At 63.8% G+C, this 14933-nt stretch carries 14 protein-coding genes; 11 read left to right on the top strand and 3 right to left on the bottom strand.

Going from position 1 to position 14933, the window contains the following annotated elements; all coding sequences use genetic code 11:
- Positions 1-33 precede the first annotated feature (33 nt).
- The 3 genes from FJW05_RS23290 to lptF are packed head-to-tail and all read right to left on the bottom strand — an operon-like array spanning position 34 to position 4726.
- Complete coding sequence (locus tag FJW05_RS23290) at positions 34-2445, bottom strand: LPS-assembly protein LptD (RefSeq protein WP_181165049.1); 2412 nt, start codon at positions 2443-2445, stop codon at positions 34-36.
- Positions 2445-3527, bottom strand: coding sequence for an LPS export ABC transporter permease LptG (lptG, locus tag FJW05_RS23285; RefSeq protein WP_140636019.1), 1083 nt, complete (start codon positions 3525-3527; stop codon positions 2445-2447). The genes FJW05_RS23290 and lptG overlap by 1 nt, the downstream gene beginning before the upstream one ends.
- Positions 3528-3529: 2 nt before the next feature.
- Positions 3530-4726: an LPS export ABC transporter permease LptF gene (gene lptF, locus FJW05_RS23280; protein WP_140636017.1), complete on the bottom strand. Its 1197-nt coding sequence runs from the start codon at positions 4724-4726 to the stop codon at positions 3530-3532.
- Between the two features lie 377 nt (positions 4727-5103).
- On the opposite strand from lptF, the gene FJW05_RS23275 reads away from it, so the two are divergent.
- The 11 genes from FJW05_RS23275 (at position 5104) to FJW05_RS23225 (ending at position 14927) form a co-directional block, all read left to right on the top strand.
- Positions 5104-6606: a leucyl aminopeptidase gene (locus FJW05_RS23275; RefSeq protein ID WP_140636015.1), complete on the top strand. Its 1503-nt coding sequence runs from the start codon at positions 5104-5106 to the stop codon at positions 6604-6606.
- Between the two features lie 9 nt (positions 6607-6615).
- The gene (locus FJW05_RS23270; protein ID WP_140636013.1) at positions 6616-7065 is read left to right on the top strand and encodes a DNA polymerase III subunit chi; all 450 of its coding nucleotides are present in this window, start codon (positions 6616-6618) and stop codon (positions 7063-7065) included.
- A gap of 81 nt (positions 7066-7146) precedes the next feature.
- Complete coding sequence (locus tag FJW05_RS23265) at positions 7147-8004, top strand: hypothetical protein (RefSeq protein WP_140636011.1); 858 nt, start codon at positions 7147-7149, stop codon at positions 8002-8004.
- Positions 8005-8096: 92 nt separating this feature from the next.
- Positions 8097-9086 carry a 3-oxoacyl-[acyl-carrier-protein] synthase III C-terminal domain-containing protein gene (locus FJW05_RS23260; protein ID WP_140636009.1) on the top strand — a complete coding sequence of 330 codons (990 nt, stop codon included), beginning with the start codon at positions 8097-8099 and terminating at the stop codon, positions 9084-9086.
- Between the two features lie 2 nt (positions 9087-9088).
- Positions 9089-10072, top strand: coding sequence for an NAD(P)-dependent oxidoreductase (locus FJW05_RS23255; protein ID WP_140636007.1), 984 nt, complete (start codon positions 9089-9091; stop codon positions 10070-10072).
- Positions 10069-10893: an MBL fold metallo-hydrolase gene (locus tag FJW05_RS23250; RefSeq protein ID WP_140636005.1), complete on the top strand. Its 825-nt coding sequence runs from the start codon at positions 10069-10071 to the stop codon at positions 10891-10893. The genes FJW05_RS23255 and FJW05_RS23250 overlap by 4 nt, the downstream gene beginning before the upstream one ends.
- The gene (locus tag FJW05_RS23245) at positions 10890-12146 is read left to right on the top strand and encodes a F390 synthetase-related protein (RefSeq protein WP_140636003.1); all 1257 of its coding nucleotides are present in this window, start codon (positions 10890-10892) and stop codon (positions 12144-12146) included. The genes FJW05_RS23250 and FJW05_RS23245 overlap by 4 nt, the downstream gene beginning before the upstream one ends.
- The gene (locus FJW05_RS23240; protein WP_140636000.1) at positions 12143-13288 is read left to right on the top strand and encodes a GNAT family N-acetyltransferase; all 1146 of its coding nucleotides are present in this window, start codon (positions 12143-12145) and stop codon (positions 13286-13288) included. The genes FJW05_RS23245 and FJW05_RS23240 overlap by 4 nt, the downstream gene beginning before the upstream one ends.
- Positions 13285-14280: a Rieske 2Fe-2S domain-containing protein gene (locus FJW05_RS23235; RefSeq protein ID WP_140635998.1), complete on the top strand. Its 996-nt coding sequence runs from the start codon at positions 13285-13287 to the stop codon at positions 14278-14280. The genes FJW05_RS23240 and FJW05_RS23235 overlap by 4 nt, the downstream gene beginning before the upstream one ends.
- 52 nt (positions 14281-14332) lie before the next feature.
- Entirely contained in the window at positions 14333-14620 is a 288-nt protein-coding gene (locus tag FJW05_RS23230) for a type II toxin-antitoxin system RelE/ParE family toxin (RefSeq protein ID WP_140635996.1), read from the top strand.
- A gap of 1 nt (position 14621) precedes the next feature.
- Positions 14622-14927 carry an addiction module antidote protein gene (locus tag FJW05_RS23225; protein ID WP_140540881.1) on the top strand — a complete coding sequence of 102 codons (306 nt, stop codon included), beginning with the start codon at positions 14622-14624 and terminating at the stop codon, positions 14925-14927.
- Positions 14928-14933 lie beyond the last annotated feature (6 nt).

Here is a 14933-nt window from a genome sequence, read left to right as displayed (position 1 = left end):
GCACGGCTCGGAGACCGCGCGCCCGCCGCTTGATCACTGGATGGTATCGACCGCGCTTGTTGACGAACCGAAATCGCCGAGCGTGCGGAACGACAGGTTGAAACCGATGTTCTGCGATACTTCCTTGGTGACGGTGTCACGCGTCTGCGAATACGTCATGATGTAAGTGAAGCAGGTATCGTTGTAGGCGAAGCCGACGCCGTCCTTGACCAGCACATTTGTCTCGATGTCGTAAGTGCCGGTGCCGAACAGCCGCCAGTTCTGCGCCAGATGGGTCGAAGCGCCGAGCGTGAGCTCGTGTCGGTCGGTGGTGAACCCATAGAGCGGCTGCGCCTCGATGAAGGCATATTTGGCGCTGAGCGATATCGGCAGGCTGGAATAGGCGGCCTTCACTTCGGCGCGCCTGACCTCGAATGTCTGCTCGTCGAAACGCCCGCTCAGCGAGCCGGAGAAACCGCTCGGGCTGTTGAAACCGACAAGGCCGACATAATCCGAGGTCTGCTTGTCCAGGCCGGACTCGGCCCCGACATTGACGAGGTCGGGCGCGGCAAAGGAGTTTTCGCCCGCGAGCTGGTACGACTGGCCGAAAATTGCATTCGTGGCCCAGCCATTGTCATAGGCGCCTGAATACCGGAAGCCGACATTGGCGCGCGTGCCGCCTTCTATGCGGTCATAGCCCGAGAATTTGTCGCGTTCGAACAGCGTGGTGGCGTCGAAGACGAAGCTCTGCGCGTCTTCGTTCGGGACGGCCAGTCCGCCGACATATTGCTCGTTCGGGCGCACGAAGACCTGCGCCGTCGGCTCCAGGACATGGCTGGAGTTCGCCATCGAGAACAACAGCGGCCAACGCGCCTCGAGGCCGAGGGTCGCCATGTAGCGGGCGAGCGAGGAACGCATGTCGACGTCCTCGCCGAGATTCGTCCCCATCTGGTTGACGGCGGCGAGCGAAGCCGAATTGGCGTTGACGTAACCGGCATCGCCGCGCAACGCGAGCAGCGGCGTCAGTTGCAGGCCGCCATCTGTGGTGAAGGTGCGCTTCCATTCGGCTTCCGCCGTCAACCGGCTCGACTCGCCTTCGATGCCGCGCACATTGTTGATGGAAGTGTCGACGACCGGATTGGCCAGAACAGCATCCAGCCGGTTGCGGCTGATCACGCGTGTATTGACGTTGAACGACAATTGGCCGCCGGCCACCGACGTGTCGGGGATATAGGCGTAGTCGAGCGACGGCAGCACCCAGGGCTGCTTGGCGGAACGCGCCGTCGGATCGCTGGAGAGCGTGTCTTCCTGCACCTCGAAGCGCATGGCGCGAACGTCGAAATAATTGCGGTCGCTCAAGCCCGTCAGATAGATCGACGACTGGTGGACGAGGTCGTTGTAGCCTTCGATGTTGTAGGTGCGCGAGAAATTCTTGTCGGTCTGGAGCAGCACGTCCCAGCCGAAGTCCCAGCGCTCGTTGATGGCGAACTGGCCCTTGGTGCCCATCATGCCGCGGAACTTGTTCGGATCGTTGACAGGCCCCGAATTCACATTATGGCCGGCGGCATCGACAAATGCGCCGGGATCCTGCTGATTGATGCCGGCGATCTTCAGCGTGTACTGGCCGCTGTTGAAGCGCTGGCGCCACTCGGCCTCGCCGAGGAAACCCTGCTTGGTATAGCCGCTGCCGGTGACGGTCAGGTCATAGGTCGGAGACAGGGCGAAGTAATACGGGACTTTGACGCCGACGCCGAGATGGTTGTTGTAGACGATGCCGGGGATCAGGAAGCCGCTCTTGTGCTTCACCGTCGGGTCGGCGATCTCGAAGGCCGGCAGATAGGCGAGCGGGTAGCCGAAGAATTCGAAATTCGAGTTCTCGAAGCGGACCGTCTTCTTCTCGCCGTTCCAGATGATCTTTCGCGCCTTGATGCGCCAGGTCGGCGCTTTGTCCGGCTTGTCCTCGCAAGGTTCGCAGGCGGTGTAGACGCCGTTGTGGAAGGTGGTGAGCACGCCGCCCATGCGCTCCGCGCTCTCGGCGGCGAAATAGGCTTTGTCTATCGTCTCGACGCGCAGCGCATTGAGAAAGCCGTCGGCGAAGTCGTCGGTGATGTCGATATGGTCAGAATTGACCTTGGTGCCGTCGCTGTTGATCAGTTCGACGGCGCCGCTGGCGACGAGGCGCTTGGTGTCGCGGTTATACACCACGCGCTGGGCGACCAGCTTGTTGCCGCCATAGTCGATCTGCACGCCGCCGACGGCCGTCACCGTGTGCTTGTCGTTGTCATAGACAAGCGTATCGGCGGCCAGCAGCATCTGCGTGCCGGAAGGGACGGACTTGGCAGTGATCTGCTGCGCCAGCGCAGATGCCGTCGGCACCGCGCAAGCGAACAGACACGCCAAGGCAGTCGCCCCATAGAGGCGTGCCAAACCGGCCTGCCTATGGCTGCGCAAAACCGCCTCCCTCACTAGCCGTCTTCCTTGTATAGCAGAAACGTCACCCCAAAGAACATAGCCACGACAACCGGAACCCATGCAGCCACCACAGTAGGCACGAATCCGGCTACACCGAATGCCTTGACCAGTACCGAAACGACATAAAGCAGAAAGCCGGCCACGACGCCACCCAGAATCATCGTTGCCGACTGTCCCATTCGTGCAAATCGCATTGAAACCGTTGCAGCAATCAGCGTCATGGCGACGAGGAGGAACGGCAAGGCCACCAGCGAATCAAACTGCATGGCGAAGGCGTTTGCCTTGAGCCCGAAGGAACGGGCAACCTCGATCTTGCGCGGCAGCTCGTAGAAGGGGATGGTTTCCGGGCGCGCCAGGCGCTCCTGCACGAATTCCGGCTTGAGATTGGTCGGCACCCTGTCGGACGGCAGCGCCTGGATATTGCCTCCCTTGAAGACCTTTACGTCCTGCAATTCCCAATAGCCGTCGCGCAGGAAGGCTTTGGCTGCATCCTTGCGTTCGGCGATGTTGCCCTGCGGGTCGAGGATGAAAAACACCGCGTCCGCCATCTCCAGCCCCTGATTGAGGATGGCGCGGGCGCCGATGATGGTGTCGCCCGATTCGGTCTTCTGCCTGAGCCAGGGCGTGACGTTGGTCGTGACGGCATTCGACTTGCCGGCCCTGAGGTCGTTCTCCATCTGCTCGGACCAGGAAAAGCCGTGCGCGGCGATCGGATTGATCACGGCAACCGACAGCACGCCGAACATCAGCGCGCCGACGCAGCACGGAAACAGGAACTGCCAGGCCGAGACGCCGGCCGAGCGGGCGATCACCAGCTCGTAACGGCGGTTGAGCGACACCAGCGTCGCCATTGCCGAGAACAGTCCGACGAACGGCACCGTCTGCAGCATGATCATCGGCATCCTGAGCGCCGAAATGGCGAAGGCTGTGCCGTAAGTGAAGCCGGGCAGCCCGGTCGTGCGGCCGGAAAGCTCGGTAAAGTCGATCAGGAACACCAGCGCCAGCAGGCCGAGGAAGAACCAGAAGGTGATCGAGACGTAACGGAAGAAGAAATAGCGACCCAGCGTCCAGCCCATGGTCAGGCTCCCTGGCCGGAAGTGCGCCGGACGAGCCAGAGCTTGAATGTTGTCCAGTTGTCGCCGGCTCGCTTGGCAATGCCTGTCAGCCAGTCTGCCCAGGCGACCGGCAACTCCATGGTGCGCGACGATACGATGAACCAGATCGAAACCGCGGAGGCGATGAGCGGTATGGCGTAGAGCAGGTAGACATAGTACCAGACCCTGTCGGCCTTGCCGGCGGCGAAGAAGCCCAGCCATCGCACGAAAAGCGCTATCGCGATTGCCGTGATCAGCGGATTGATCCGCGCCTCCCGGTGCGAGCGCGCGTCGCCCGCAACGGCAAGAGCGATCAGCGCGAACACCAGCGAATAGGACCATTCGGCGAGACGCTGGTTGAGCTCGGCCCGGTAGCTGCCCGGTTCGCGCTGGAACATCTTGTCGTTGGGATCCGGGTTGAGCAGATATTGCGTCGTGCGGTCCTTGGGCAAAAGCGTGATGTCGTTCGCCGCCGACATGAACGCCGACATGTCGAAGGCGTAGGAGGTGAAGCGGATGACGGAGAGGTCGCCGGTCACCGATTTGCGGTTGATGACGCCGTCATTCATCATCAGCACCTTCTCGTCGCCCTTTTCGACGATGCTGCCGGTCTTGGCATAGTAGGTCAGGCTGGCGCCTTCCTCGCGTGAATCGGCCACGAAGATGCCGCCGAGCCGGTTGCCGGGAAGCCGCTCGCCAACCTGCAGGAACAGGCCTTCGTCAATCTTGCGGAACGTGCCTTCCTGGATGATCAGCGACAGAAGGTCGGCGCGCGATGCTGCCACCAGCTGGCGGTTCTTCTGCCTGGCATAGGGATCGATGGCGTTGTCGACGATGAAGGAAAACGCGCAAGCCGCTATCGCGAGCAGCAGGATCGGCCGCGCGATCGTCCAGCGTGAGGCGCCGGCGGCGCCGAGCACGGCGAGCTCCGAATCGGTGTTCATGGCGCTCAGCGTCTGCGCCACCGCCACCACCAAGGCGAACGGCACCACGATCGGGATGATCGAGGGGATGATGAGTGCTGCGACTTCGAAGAAAGTCAGCGCCGACTGGCCATTGTCGGTGACGAGGTCGATCTTGGCCAGAACCTGCGTGGTCCACACGATCGCCAGCGTCCAGACCAGCGCCGCGAGGAACATCGTCAGCGCGCGGCGCATGATGTAGCGTTCAACGACCTTCATGAAGGCTTTTCTCGATTTTGCCGAACGGCATCATGCCCGCCGACAAGGTAGTGATCCGGCGGCGCCCGCACAACTGCGTCATGGGCGGCTCGCTCCGGTTTGTCGCCCCACGCCACGTGCCCCGGCGTGGCGGAGTCTCCGCGCCAATGAATAAGAAATGCAAAACATCGATGGTTAACAGCAGGTTGCGGCAGCAAGCTAAGGTCGTGCCGAGGCGAATCCTTTGTCTATGGTGGCGCCGATATAGACCGCGATTTCGGCCAAAGTCTTGCCAAATGGCGGAAAACGACCAAATGTCGCGCACGCTTGCCAAACCGCTCGCCCGTTGAAAATTACCTTTGCCGGCACCTTACGGCCATCCCCGAAAGCAGGACCTGATGACGTCGAGACCATCCATTTCCTTCGCCAAATTCGCCGCGCCTAAAAAGGGCAGCGTCTTCGTCTTCGCGGCCGATGACGGCGGGCTCGGCGAGGCGGCGAAAGCCTGCGATCCGGCTGGTGCATTGGCTCGCGCCTTTCCGGTCGCCGATTTCTCCGGCAAATTCGCAAGCTCGGCCGAGGTGCTGGCGCCGGAAGGAACGCCGGTCGACCGGCTGGTGGCGGTCGGCGCCGGCAAGGTCTCGAACCTCGACGACAATGCCTGGCTGAAGCTCGGCGGCGCCGTTGCCGCTTCGCTGCGCAAGGCGACCGAGGTGGCCGTCATCCTCGATCTGCCGGAGTTGCAGCCCGACGGTCGCCAGGCGGCGAGCCTCGCCGCCGGCATCCTGCTGCGCAGCTATTCCTTCGACAAATACAAGACCAGGAAAGACAAGGAAGACGGCCAATCCGACACGAAGTCGGGCAAGCCCGCTAAGGTAACCATTCACTGCGCCGATCCCGCTGCCGCGAAGAAGGCTTTCGCCGGCGAGGAAGCGGTGGTCGACGGCGTGCTGCTTGCGCGCGATCTGGTCAACGAGCCGGCCAATGCGCTTGGGCCCGTCGAATTCGCCGAGCGCGTCAAGGCGCTGGAGCAACTCGGCGTCGAGGTCGAGATCTTGGCTGAAAAAGAGATGAAGAAGCTCGGCATGGGCTCGCTGCTCGGCGTCGCGCAAGGCTCGCCGCGCGGCGCGCGCCTGGCTGTGATGCGCTGGAACGGCGGCAAGGCCAAGGGCGCGCCGCTCGCCTTCATCGGCAAGGGCGTCACCTTCGACACCGGCGGCAATTCGATGAAGCCGGCCTCGGGCATGGAGGACATGAAGGGCGACATGGGTGGTGCCGCAGCCGTCACCGGCCTTATGCGTGCGCTCGCTGCGCGTAAGGCGAAGGCCAATGTGGTCGGCGTCATCGGCCTGGTCGAGAACGCCGTCGACGGCCATGCCCAGCGTCCCGGCGACATCGTCACCTCGATGTCGGGCCAGACCATCGAGGTGCTCAACACCGATGCGGAAGGCCGCCTCGTTCTGGCCGACGCGCTCTGGTACGCCAACGACCGTTTCAAGCCGAAATTCATGATCAACCTGGCGACCTTGACCGGCGCCGTCATGGTGGCGCTCGGCCAGCATTACGCCGGCCTTTTCTCCAACAATGACGAGCTTGCCGGCCGGCTTTTCGGCGCCGGCCAGGCATCGCAGGAGCGGCTATGGCGCATGCCGCTCGGGCCCGAATACGACAAGTTGATCGATTCCAAGAACGCCGACATGAAGAACATCGGCGGCCGCTATGGCGGCGCCATCATCGCCGCGCAGTTCCTGCAGCGCTTCGTCAAGGACACGCCCTGGGCGCATCTCGACATCGCCGGCACCGCGATGGGCGCCCCGTCGAGCGAGATCAACCAGTCCTGGGGCTCGGGTTTCGGCGTGAGGCTGCTCGATAGGCTGGTCCGCGACCACTATGAGGGTTAGGTTTCCGGGATGACAGACATCCTGTTCTACCATTTGACCGAATCGACGCTCGAGGAGGCGCTGCCCGGCCTGCTCGAGCGCAGCATCGAGCGCGGCTGGCGCGCGGTAGTGCAGACCGGCACGGAAGATCGCCGTGACGCGCTCGACCAGCATCTGTGGACTTTCCGCGACGATTCTTTCCTGGCGCATGCCACCGACCGCGAGGCCTATCCGGCCGAACAGCCGATCCTGCTCACCACGGGCGAAGGCAACCAGAATGCGGCGCAGATCCGTTTCCTGGTCGACGGCGCGACGCCTCCCGACTTGTCCGGCTACGAGCGCGCCGTCTTCCTGTTCGACGGCCATGACGCGGCACAGCTCGAAGCCGCTCGCGGCCATTGGAAGACGATGAAGGAGGCCGGCCACGCCGTCACCTACTGGCAGCAGACCCAGGACCGACGCTGGGAACGCAAGGCTTAGCTCGCAAATTTATAAATTAGCGTCCGATTCTGACCCATTGCGGACGTTGGCAGCACCCCCACGGAGGCGGATCCTGACTTCATGACAGAGTTGAAGTTCAGCTTAGACACGCTTGAGACAGGAGCTGACGAGTTCCTGACAGACGATCACACGGCTCAGCTGGCGGCCAATCCTCACTACGATGAGATCTACATTCGATGGAACAAGCTGTTTGCGAAATCTGATGCCGGTAAACTGAAGGCGATCCGGTCTGTATACAGCGTCCAGATATGGTGCGACATCACGCGCGCGGCGGTCAATTCTATCGTGCAACTTCCTAACCTTAGGGCACTTCATCTGCTGGGTATTTCTCGGGCCGGTCGCTTGGACGGTTTTAGAACGGCCGAAGCTCTTGAGGAGTTTAGCTGTCTGTGGGGTGTAGGCAGCAGTGATCTGTTCCAAATTGCACAGCTTCCAGCTGTCAGAAAACTCACCGCGCAAAGGGCGCGCATTACGGAAGAATCCCTTGCAGCGCTCCTCGGCAATCCGTCGCTGACCGAACTGGACTTTGAGGACTCAAGGTTCTCCGACGATTTTGCGCGGATGGTCTCGCATTCGAAGGCAATCACGGCTTTGGAGCTTGGCGCCACAGACATCACGGCAGTTGGCCTGCAGGCGATCTGCAAGATGTCGCAGCTGCGTTGGCTCGACATATGGTCAACGGGTATCGCTGAGCACGATCTCAAAATGCTGTCACAGCTCCCGAACCTTGAATATTTGTCCATTGGCGGCCACGAAGGCCAAACAACGTTGACCGCTGCAGGAACTCTGGCAACGCTGTACGAAATCCCGTCTTTGAAAACAGTTTGGTTGGACGGATTGCATGTTACTAAGCAGGATTGGGGAAAACTCACCGAACGGTTCGAAAAGGTCTGGGTGTCATCGGTTATCGACGGCTAGGCCGAGGTCCCAAAGGACCGCATGAGCTTGGAAACGTCGCTATCGATCGCTTTTTGCGCTAGATAGGGCCAAGCTCATGCGGCGGGGGGAGAATGCGGATCAGGATCGTCGGAACCGGCAGGGCGGTACCGGCTGAGCGCGTCACGACGCGGACGCTGGAGGAGCGGCTTGGCCTCGGCGAGGGCGCGCTCGAAACCGCGACCGGCGTCGTCGAGCGCTATGTCTGCGAGGGCGAATCGCAAATCGATCTAGCTTGCGCGGCGGCGACGCTGGCGCTTGAGGATGCCGGCCTCGATCCCGGCGCCGTCGACCTGATCATCGGCGGCTGCGGCGTGCCTTATCAGCCGCTGCCGGCGACCGCGCCCTTGGTCATGCAGCGCCTTGGGCTGGCCGACGGCTCGGCCGCCGCCTTCGACGTCAACAGCACATGCCTGGGCTTCCTCACCGCCTTCGAGACCGCCGGCCGCATGATCGAGGCCGGGCAATGCGAGACGGCGCTGGTGTTTTCCTCCGAGATCGCCTCGCGCGCCTTGCCGTGGCAGGATGCGCCCGAGATCGCCGCGCTCTTCGGCGACGGCGCCGCGGCCGCCGTGCTGCGCAAAGGCGGCCAAGGCGAGGGCAAGGTGGCGGCAAGCCTGATGCGCACCTATCCATCTGCGTGGGAAGCCTGCGGCATCGGTTCGGGCGGCACGCGCTTCGATTTCCGCAAGGAGCAGGAAGCGTTCGCGGCGCACAGTCTGTTCCACATGGACGGCAAGGAACTGTTCAGGCTCACCGCGCGCCATTTCAACGGCTTCGTCGCTGCTCTGCTCGAGCGCGCCGGCTGGCGGCATGCCGATGTCGATCTCGTCGTGCCGCACCAGGCGAGCCCGTTCGCGCTCGCCCATATGGCGCGCCAGACCGGCTTTGCGCCGGAAAAGCTCGTCGACATTTCCGCCCGCTTCGGCAACCAGATCGCGGCGTCCATTCCCTTCGCGCTGGACGTCGCGCGCCGCGAGGGCCGCGTAGCGCCGGGCATGAAGCTGCTCATCCTCGGCACGTCGGCCGGCGTCTCCTTCGGCGGCATGGCGCTGGAGGTCTGAGGATGGCCGTGCTCGTCACCGGCGCCAGCGGTTTCTTGGGCTCGCACGTGCTCGAGCGGCTGGCCGCGTCCGGCACGCTGGCGCTCGGGCTCGGCCGCGATGAAGCGTGCTGCGCCGCGCTGGAGGCCGCCGGCCATCGCATCGTCCGCCACGATCTCGTGCGGCCGCTCGACGGCGCGCTCGATCCGAGGCTTGGCAGGGTCGAACGGATCATCCATTGCGCGGCGCTCTCCTCGCCTTTCGGACGCCTCGCGGATTTCGAGGCGGCCAATGTCACGGCAACGCGCAACCTTGTCGATTTCGCACAGCGGCAGGGTGTCAGCCGCTTCGTCCACATCTCCACCCCGTCCGTCTGCTTTGCCTTCCGCGACCAGCTTGGGCTCAGCGAGGACGCGGCCTTGCCGGAGCCCGTGAACCACTATGCCCGCACCAAGCGCGAGGCCGAAAAGATCGTGCTCGGCCAGCCAGATGTCCATCCGCTGGCGCTGCGGCCGCGCGGCATCTACGGCAAAGGCGACCACGCGCTGCTGCCGCGCCTGCTCAAGGCGGCAAGAAGCCGCCCGCTGCCGCTGTTTCGCGATGGCCGGGCGGCCATCGACCTCACTTATGTCGACGACGTCGTTGACGCAGTGATGGCGGCGCTTGCCGCGACCGGGGAAGCGGAATGCCGGATCTTCAACATCTCCGGCGGCGAGGTGCTGCCGGTCCGCCGCATCGCCGACGAGGCCTGCGCCCGCGCCGGTCTCCAGGCGCGCTGGCGGCCGACGCCGCTCAAGCCGGCGATGCTGGCGGCGGGCCTGATAGAAGCAGTGGCGCTCCGGTTGCCTGGACGGCCCGAGCCGCCGGTCACCCGCTATGGGCTCGGCCTCTTCGCCTATGCGCAAAGCCTCGATCTTTCCAACGCCAAGCGAGTTCTCGGTTGGACGCCGAAAATCTCGTTCGAACAGGGGCTTGACCGCACTTTTTCCGGCGGTGCGCAGGCATGAGGATCGTCTTCGCCAACAGCGCCTGGGTGAGCGCTGCCGAGCGATTGATCCTGCGCGGCGGCAACTGGCAAAGCGTCAGGCTGCGCGTCCGTTACGGGCTGTTCTTTCACCCGGCTGCCGGGCCGGTGCTCATCGACACCGGCTACACACCTGAGGCGTTGAGCGACGCGCGGCGCAGCCGCATGCTTCGGCTCTACGCTGCGCTGCTGAAACCTCAAATCAACGCCGCCGAGCAGGTCCTGCCGGTGCTGCGGCGTTTCGGCCTGTCGCCCGACGACATCCGCACGATCACCGTCACCCATTTCCACGCCGACCACATTTCGGGCCTGTCGCTGTTCCGCAACGCGCGCTTCATCGCCAGCGACGCCGCCTGGGCGCGGGTCAAGGCGCGCAGCCCGAGGCAGAATCTGCGCCACGGCGTCTTCACCGAACTCTTCCCGCCGGATTTCGAGGCGCGGCTGGAGGCGTTGTCCGCGAAGCGGCGAGTCGAGGCGCGCGAAGGCGCGCCAGGCGGCGCCGATCTTTTCGGCGACGGCAGCGTGATCGCGGTCGATCTTCCAGGACATGCCGACGGCCAGTTCGGCCTGCTGTTTACCGGACCGGCCCGGCCGCTGCTCTACGCCGTCGATGCGCAATGGCTGCTCAATGCCTTGACCCATAACCGCACGCCGGGTTTCCCGACCACGTTAATCGCCGAGGATGCCGCGGCGATCGAGCCGACCAGCGCCATGCTGCGTCGCTTCCTCGCCTCAGGCGGCGAAGTGATGCTCTGCCATGATCCCGCTCCGACATCTTACGACCTCGCACCGGAGGCCGCATGAACGGGCTGGCGGAAGCGGCAGGCTCCTTCGCGCTGACACGCTGGGTCTCGCGCAAGCCCCGGCCCGACTTCGAGCGCTGGCAGGCGGCGGCCTTGCGGCGCTTCCTGAACGGCGACCTGCCGCGCGCGCCCTTTTACGGCAAGCCGCCGGCGCGCCTCAGCGATCTGCCGGTCACCGACAAGGCACTGCTGATGGCGCGCTTCGACGAATTCAACATCCACCGTCTCACCGCCGCGCAAGCCTGGGCGGCCCTGGCGGGCGAGGGCCGCGCAGGACCGCTCACTATCGGCGCCAGCACCGGAACATCGGGCAATCGCGGCCTGTTCGTGATTTCCGAGGCCGAAAAATACCGCTGGCTGGGCGCGGTCCTGGCCAAGGCGGCGCCCGATCTTCTATGGAGCGGCATGCGCGTCGCGGTCATACTGCCGCAGAATACCGGGCTTTACGACAGCGCCCGCAAATCGCGCCTGATCAAGCTCGCCTTCTTCGATCTGACATCAGGGCCGGAGAGCTGGCGCGGCGCGCTCCAAGCCTTCGACCCGACGGTGATTATCGCGCCGCCGAAAGTCCTGCGGCATTTCGCGAGCGAGGGTTTCCGTCTGCGTCCGAAGCGTGTCTTCTCGGCGGCTGAAACGCTGGATCCGGTTGACCGTCCGGTTATAGAGGATTTCTTCCGGCTGCCGCTCGATCAGATCTACATGGCGACCGAAGGCCTGTTCGCGGTCACCTGCCGCCAGGGCGGACTGCACCTTGCCGAAGACTCCGTATTCTTCGAATTCGAGCCGGCGGGCGAGGGCCTGGTGACCCCGCTGGTGACGGCCTTTCGCCGCCGGACACAGATCATGGCGCGCTACAGGATGAACGACCTATTGCGCTTGTCCGAAGAACCTTGCCGCTGTGGTTCGCCGCTGCGCAGCGTCGACGAGATCGTCGGCCGCATGGACGATGTGTTCCGGCTCATGTCGCCGGACGGACCGGTCCTCGTCACGCCGGATGTGCTGCGCAACGCCGTGCTCAAGGCCGATCGCCGCATCGACGATTTTCGTCTTGTCCAGACCGGGCTGGACAGGATCGAGCTCAGCCTTCCGCCGACGCTTCCGGACGACGCGGCAGCTGCCGCGCATCAAGCTGTGCTAGCGTTGCTGGAAGCAAGAAAGGCGGTCGCCGCCGTCACGCTCGTCCGCGCGCCGCTGCCGCTGGAGACAGGCCGCAAGCTGCGTCGCGTCGAAGCCCGCCTGGAGCGCGCGCGATGAGCGGCGCGGCGATGGCGCAAAGGCCTGTGCAACAGGCCGACCGGGTCGAGAACAAGCCGGCAAAGGTCGAGACTTTTGTAAGGCTTTTCAATGAGATGCCGGTGCGCCACCTCATCGCCAATCTGGACACGAAAGTCGAGACGTTCGAAATCGCCGGAGGCATTTTTCCGCTGACGTTGAACGACGAGGGCAAGGCGCACAACTGCTATATCTGCTGCCCGACCAGCGCCTATATCGACTACGCGATGGATGAGACGCGCAACTTCGCCGCCCATCCTCTGCTGCGGCGCGCGCTGAGTACTCTGATTGGAGTCTGCGCGCCGCTGGTCAGGGCAAGCGGCCTCGACCGTCAGGCGCAGGTCAACAACTGGCTCTATTCGACCAATCCGGTGCCGCTGCTCGACGGGCCGGCGATCGCGTCGCTGCGCGCGGCCTTGACCGCGCGTTTCCCCGATCGCGCCATCGTCATCCGCTCGTTGAACGACATCGCCGACCCGGCGACCATTGCCGCCTTGAGGGCCGAGGGGTTCCGCATGCTGGCGGCGCGCCAGATCTACATCTTCGCCGATCGCAGCGCCGCGCCCGCAATGACGCGCGACATGAAGCGCGATCGCGCCCGCTTGCGCGCAACACCGTTTGAGCGGGTCGGCAATGGCGATTTCACCGAGGCCGATTATGCGCGCGCCGAGCAGCTCTACGCCATGCTCTATCTCGACAAGTACACGCCGCTCAATCCGCACTACACCGCCCGCTGCATCGCCGAAATGCACCGGCGCGGCATCATCAGCCTGGCGGGATTGCGCCGGCCGGCAGGCGAGCTGGTCGCCGTCACCGGCCTGTTCGAAAACGGCGGCACGCTGACCCAGCCCATCGTCGGCTATGACACCAGCCTGCCGGTCGCCGGCGGGCTTTATCGCATGATGATGGCGGTGGCGCAGGACCATGCCACGGCGCGCGGCCTTTTCTTCAACATGAGCGCGGGTGCCGCAGATTTCAAACGCCGGCGCGGCGCTGTCGCCGCGATCGAATACAACGCCGTCTATGCCGGGCATCTTGCGCTTCGCCGACGCATGGCGATCCGCGTCATGGAGACGGTGCTGGCATGGGTCGGCATCCCCCTCCTCAGGAGCTTCGAATTGTGAGCGAGCGCGGCAGGGAAGCCTGTTGGCAGGCGGTGGCGCTGTCCGCCGATATCGGCAAGCGGCCGAAGCGCATTATGCTCGATGGCGAGCCGGTGGTGCTGTTCCGCTCGGCGCAAGGCATTGCGGCCCTGTTCGACCGCTGTCCGCACCGGCTGGTGGAGCTGTCGACCGGCAAGATCGTCGGCGGCGAGATCGAATGCCCCTATCATGGCTGGCGTTATGACGGCGAGGGACGCTGCACCGCGATCCCCGGCCATGTCGGCGCCATGCCGCATTACCGGGTCCGTCGCTTTGCCGCGATCGAGCGCGACGGCGTCGTCTTCATTTCTTCCGGCTCGCCGACGAGCGAGCCTTACCTGCACTGCATGCAGGGCAAGGATGTCATCGTGCGGCGGGTGCGCTCATCGACGCAGTCGACGGTCATCGATGCGGCGGAAAACATCCTCGATGCCACCCATACCCATTTCACCCACAAAGGCCTGCTGCGCGGCCTGACCTCGAAGCGCCACCTGGTGCGGGTCGAGGTGACCGGCGGCGAGGGCTGGGTCGAGGCCTGCTACACCGGCGAGGACCGTCAGCAGGGCCTGATCAGCCGGCTCTTGGAAGGCGAACGTGCGAAGACCATCGGCCGCTTCCGCCATCCCGGCATCGCCGAGCTCGAATATTGGGGCAGGGACGGGCTGGTCTTAGCCACCACCTTCCATCTGCGCCAGGCGGATAAGCACACCGTCGAGGGTATCGGCTGGCTGATCGGCCGGCGCCAAGGCCTGCTCGGCGAGCTGAAGGCGCTGGCCTTCAAGCCGCTTTTCAACATCGCGCTGCACCAAGATCGCAGGGTGCTGAAATCGGCCAGCGACAACGCCCGGCTACCGCCGCAAGCCCTGCCGGTGATCGGCCCGCTCGACTTTCTGCGCCGCGACATCGCGGCGATCATGGAGGGGAAGATGCCGGCGGCGGCGACTGAGGCAAGGGTGCATGAGATTGAACTGTGAATTATAGTTCACATATCTTGATTTGCTTGTATCTGTGAATTATAGTTCACATATGATCGATGTTCGGCAGACCGAGGAATTCAGGAAGTGGCTGCGGGACCTCAAGGATATCCGGGCTGCCAGGAAGATCGCTCAGAGGCTTATCCGTGTTGGGGCCGGTCTGTTGGGGGATGCCAAATTCTTCGAAGGCATAGGCGAGCTTCGGATCGACTACGGGCCGGGTTACCGCGTCTATTTCGTCCGGCGCGGCAGCACCATCATCATCCTGCTTTGCGGAGGTGACAAATCCTCCCAAGACAGAGACATCAGAAAAGCCAAGCAGATGGCAGACGAGGTTTAATATGGCTCTCAAAACCACACCGTTCGATGCTGCTGAATATTTCGACGACGCGGAGTCCCAGGCCGAACTCCTTGCCGACGCCTTCGAAACCGGCGACGCAACCTATATCGCGCACGCGCTTGGTGTTGTCGCCCGTGCGCGCGGTATGACAGCTGTAGCCAAGGATGCTGGCGTTACGCGCGAAGCGCTTTACAAAGCGCTGAGTGAAAAAGGCGATCCACGCCTCAGCACGCTGCTCGGTGTAACCAAGGCGCTGGGCTTGCAGCTCGAAGTCAGGCCGATCGGCCCTGGCTCGCTCGGAGCTTGAATCGCG

Source organism: Mesorhizobium sp. B2-9-1 (genome assembly GCF_006439455.1).
Lineage (GTDB): Bacteria > Pseudomonadota > Alphaproteobacteria > Rhizobiales > Rhizobiaceae > Mesorhizobium.
This window is presented reverse-complemented; position numbering and strand designations above follow the sequence as displayed.

Excerpts from the sequence above, each read along its gene's own strand:
- FJW05_RS23270 (WP_140636013.1), top strand. The coding sequence starts at position 6,616 with ATGACAGACATCCTGTTCTACCATTTGACCGAATCGACGCTCGAGGAG.
- FJW05_RS23245 (WP_140636003.1), top strand. The coding sequence starts at position 10,890 with ATGAACGGGCTGGCGGAAGCGGCAGGCTCCTTCGCGCTGACACGCTGG.
- FJW05_RS23260 (WP_140636009.1), top strand. The coding sequence starts at position 8,097 with ATGCGGATCAGGATCGTCGGAACCGGCAGGGCGGTACCGGCTGAGCGC.
- FJW05_RS23265 (WP_140636011.1), top strand. The coding sequence starts at position 7,147 with ATGACAGAGTTGAAGTTCAGCTTAGACACGCTTGAGACAGGAGCTGAC.
- FJW05_RS23240 (WP_140636000.1), top strand. The coding sequence starts at position 12,143 with ATGAGCGGCGCGGCGATGGCGCAAAGGCCTGTGCAACAGGCCGACCGG.
- FJW05_RS23275 (WP_140636015.1), top strand. The coding sequence starts at position 5,104 with ATGACGTCGAGACCATCCATTTCCTTCGCCAAATTCGCCGCGCCTAAA.
- FJW05_RS23225 (WP_140540881.1), top strand. The coding sequence starts at position 14,622 with ATGGCTCTCAAAACCACACCGTTCGATGCTGCTGAATATTTCGACGAC.
- lptF (WP_140636017.1), bottom strand. The coding sequence starts at position 4,726 with ATGAAGGTCGTTGAACGCTACATCATGCGCCGCGCGCTGACGATGTTC.
- FJW05_RS23230 (WP_140635996.1), top strand. The coding sequence starts at position 14,333 with ATGATCGATGTTCGGCAGACCGAGGAATTCAGGAAGTGGCTGCGGGAC.
- FJW05_RS23255 (WP_140636007.1), top strand. The coding sequence starts at position 9,089 with ATGGCCGTGCTCGTCACCGGCGCCAGCGGTTTCTTGGGCTCGCACGTG.
- lptG (WP_140636019.1), bottom strand. The coding sequence starts at position 3,527 with ATGGGCTGGACGCTGGGTCGCTATTTCTTCTTCCGTTACGTCTCGATC.
- FJW05_RS23250 (WP_140636005.1), top strand. The coding sequence starts at position 10,069 with ATGAGGATCGTCTTCGCCAACAGCGCCTGGGTGAGCGCTGCCGAGCGA.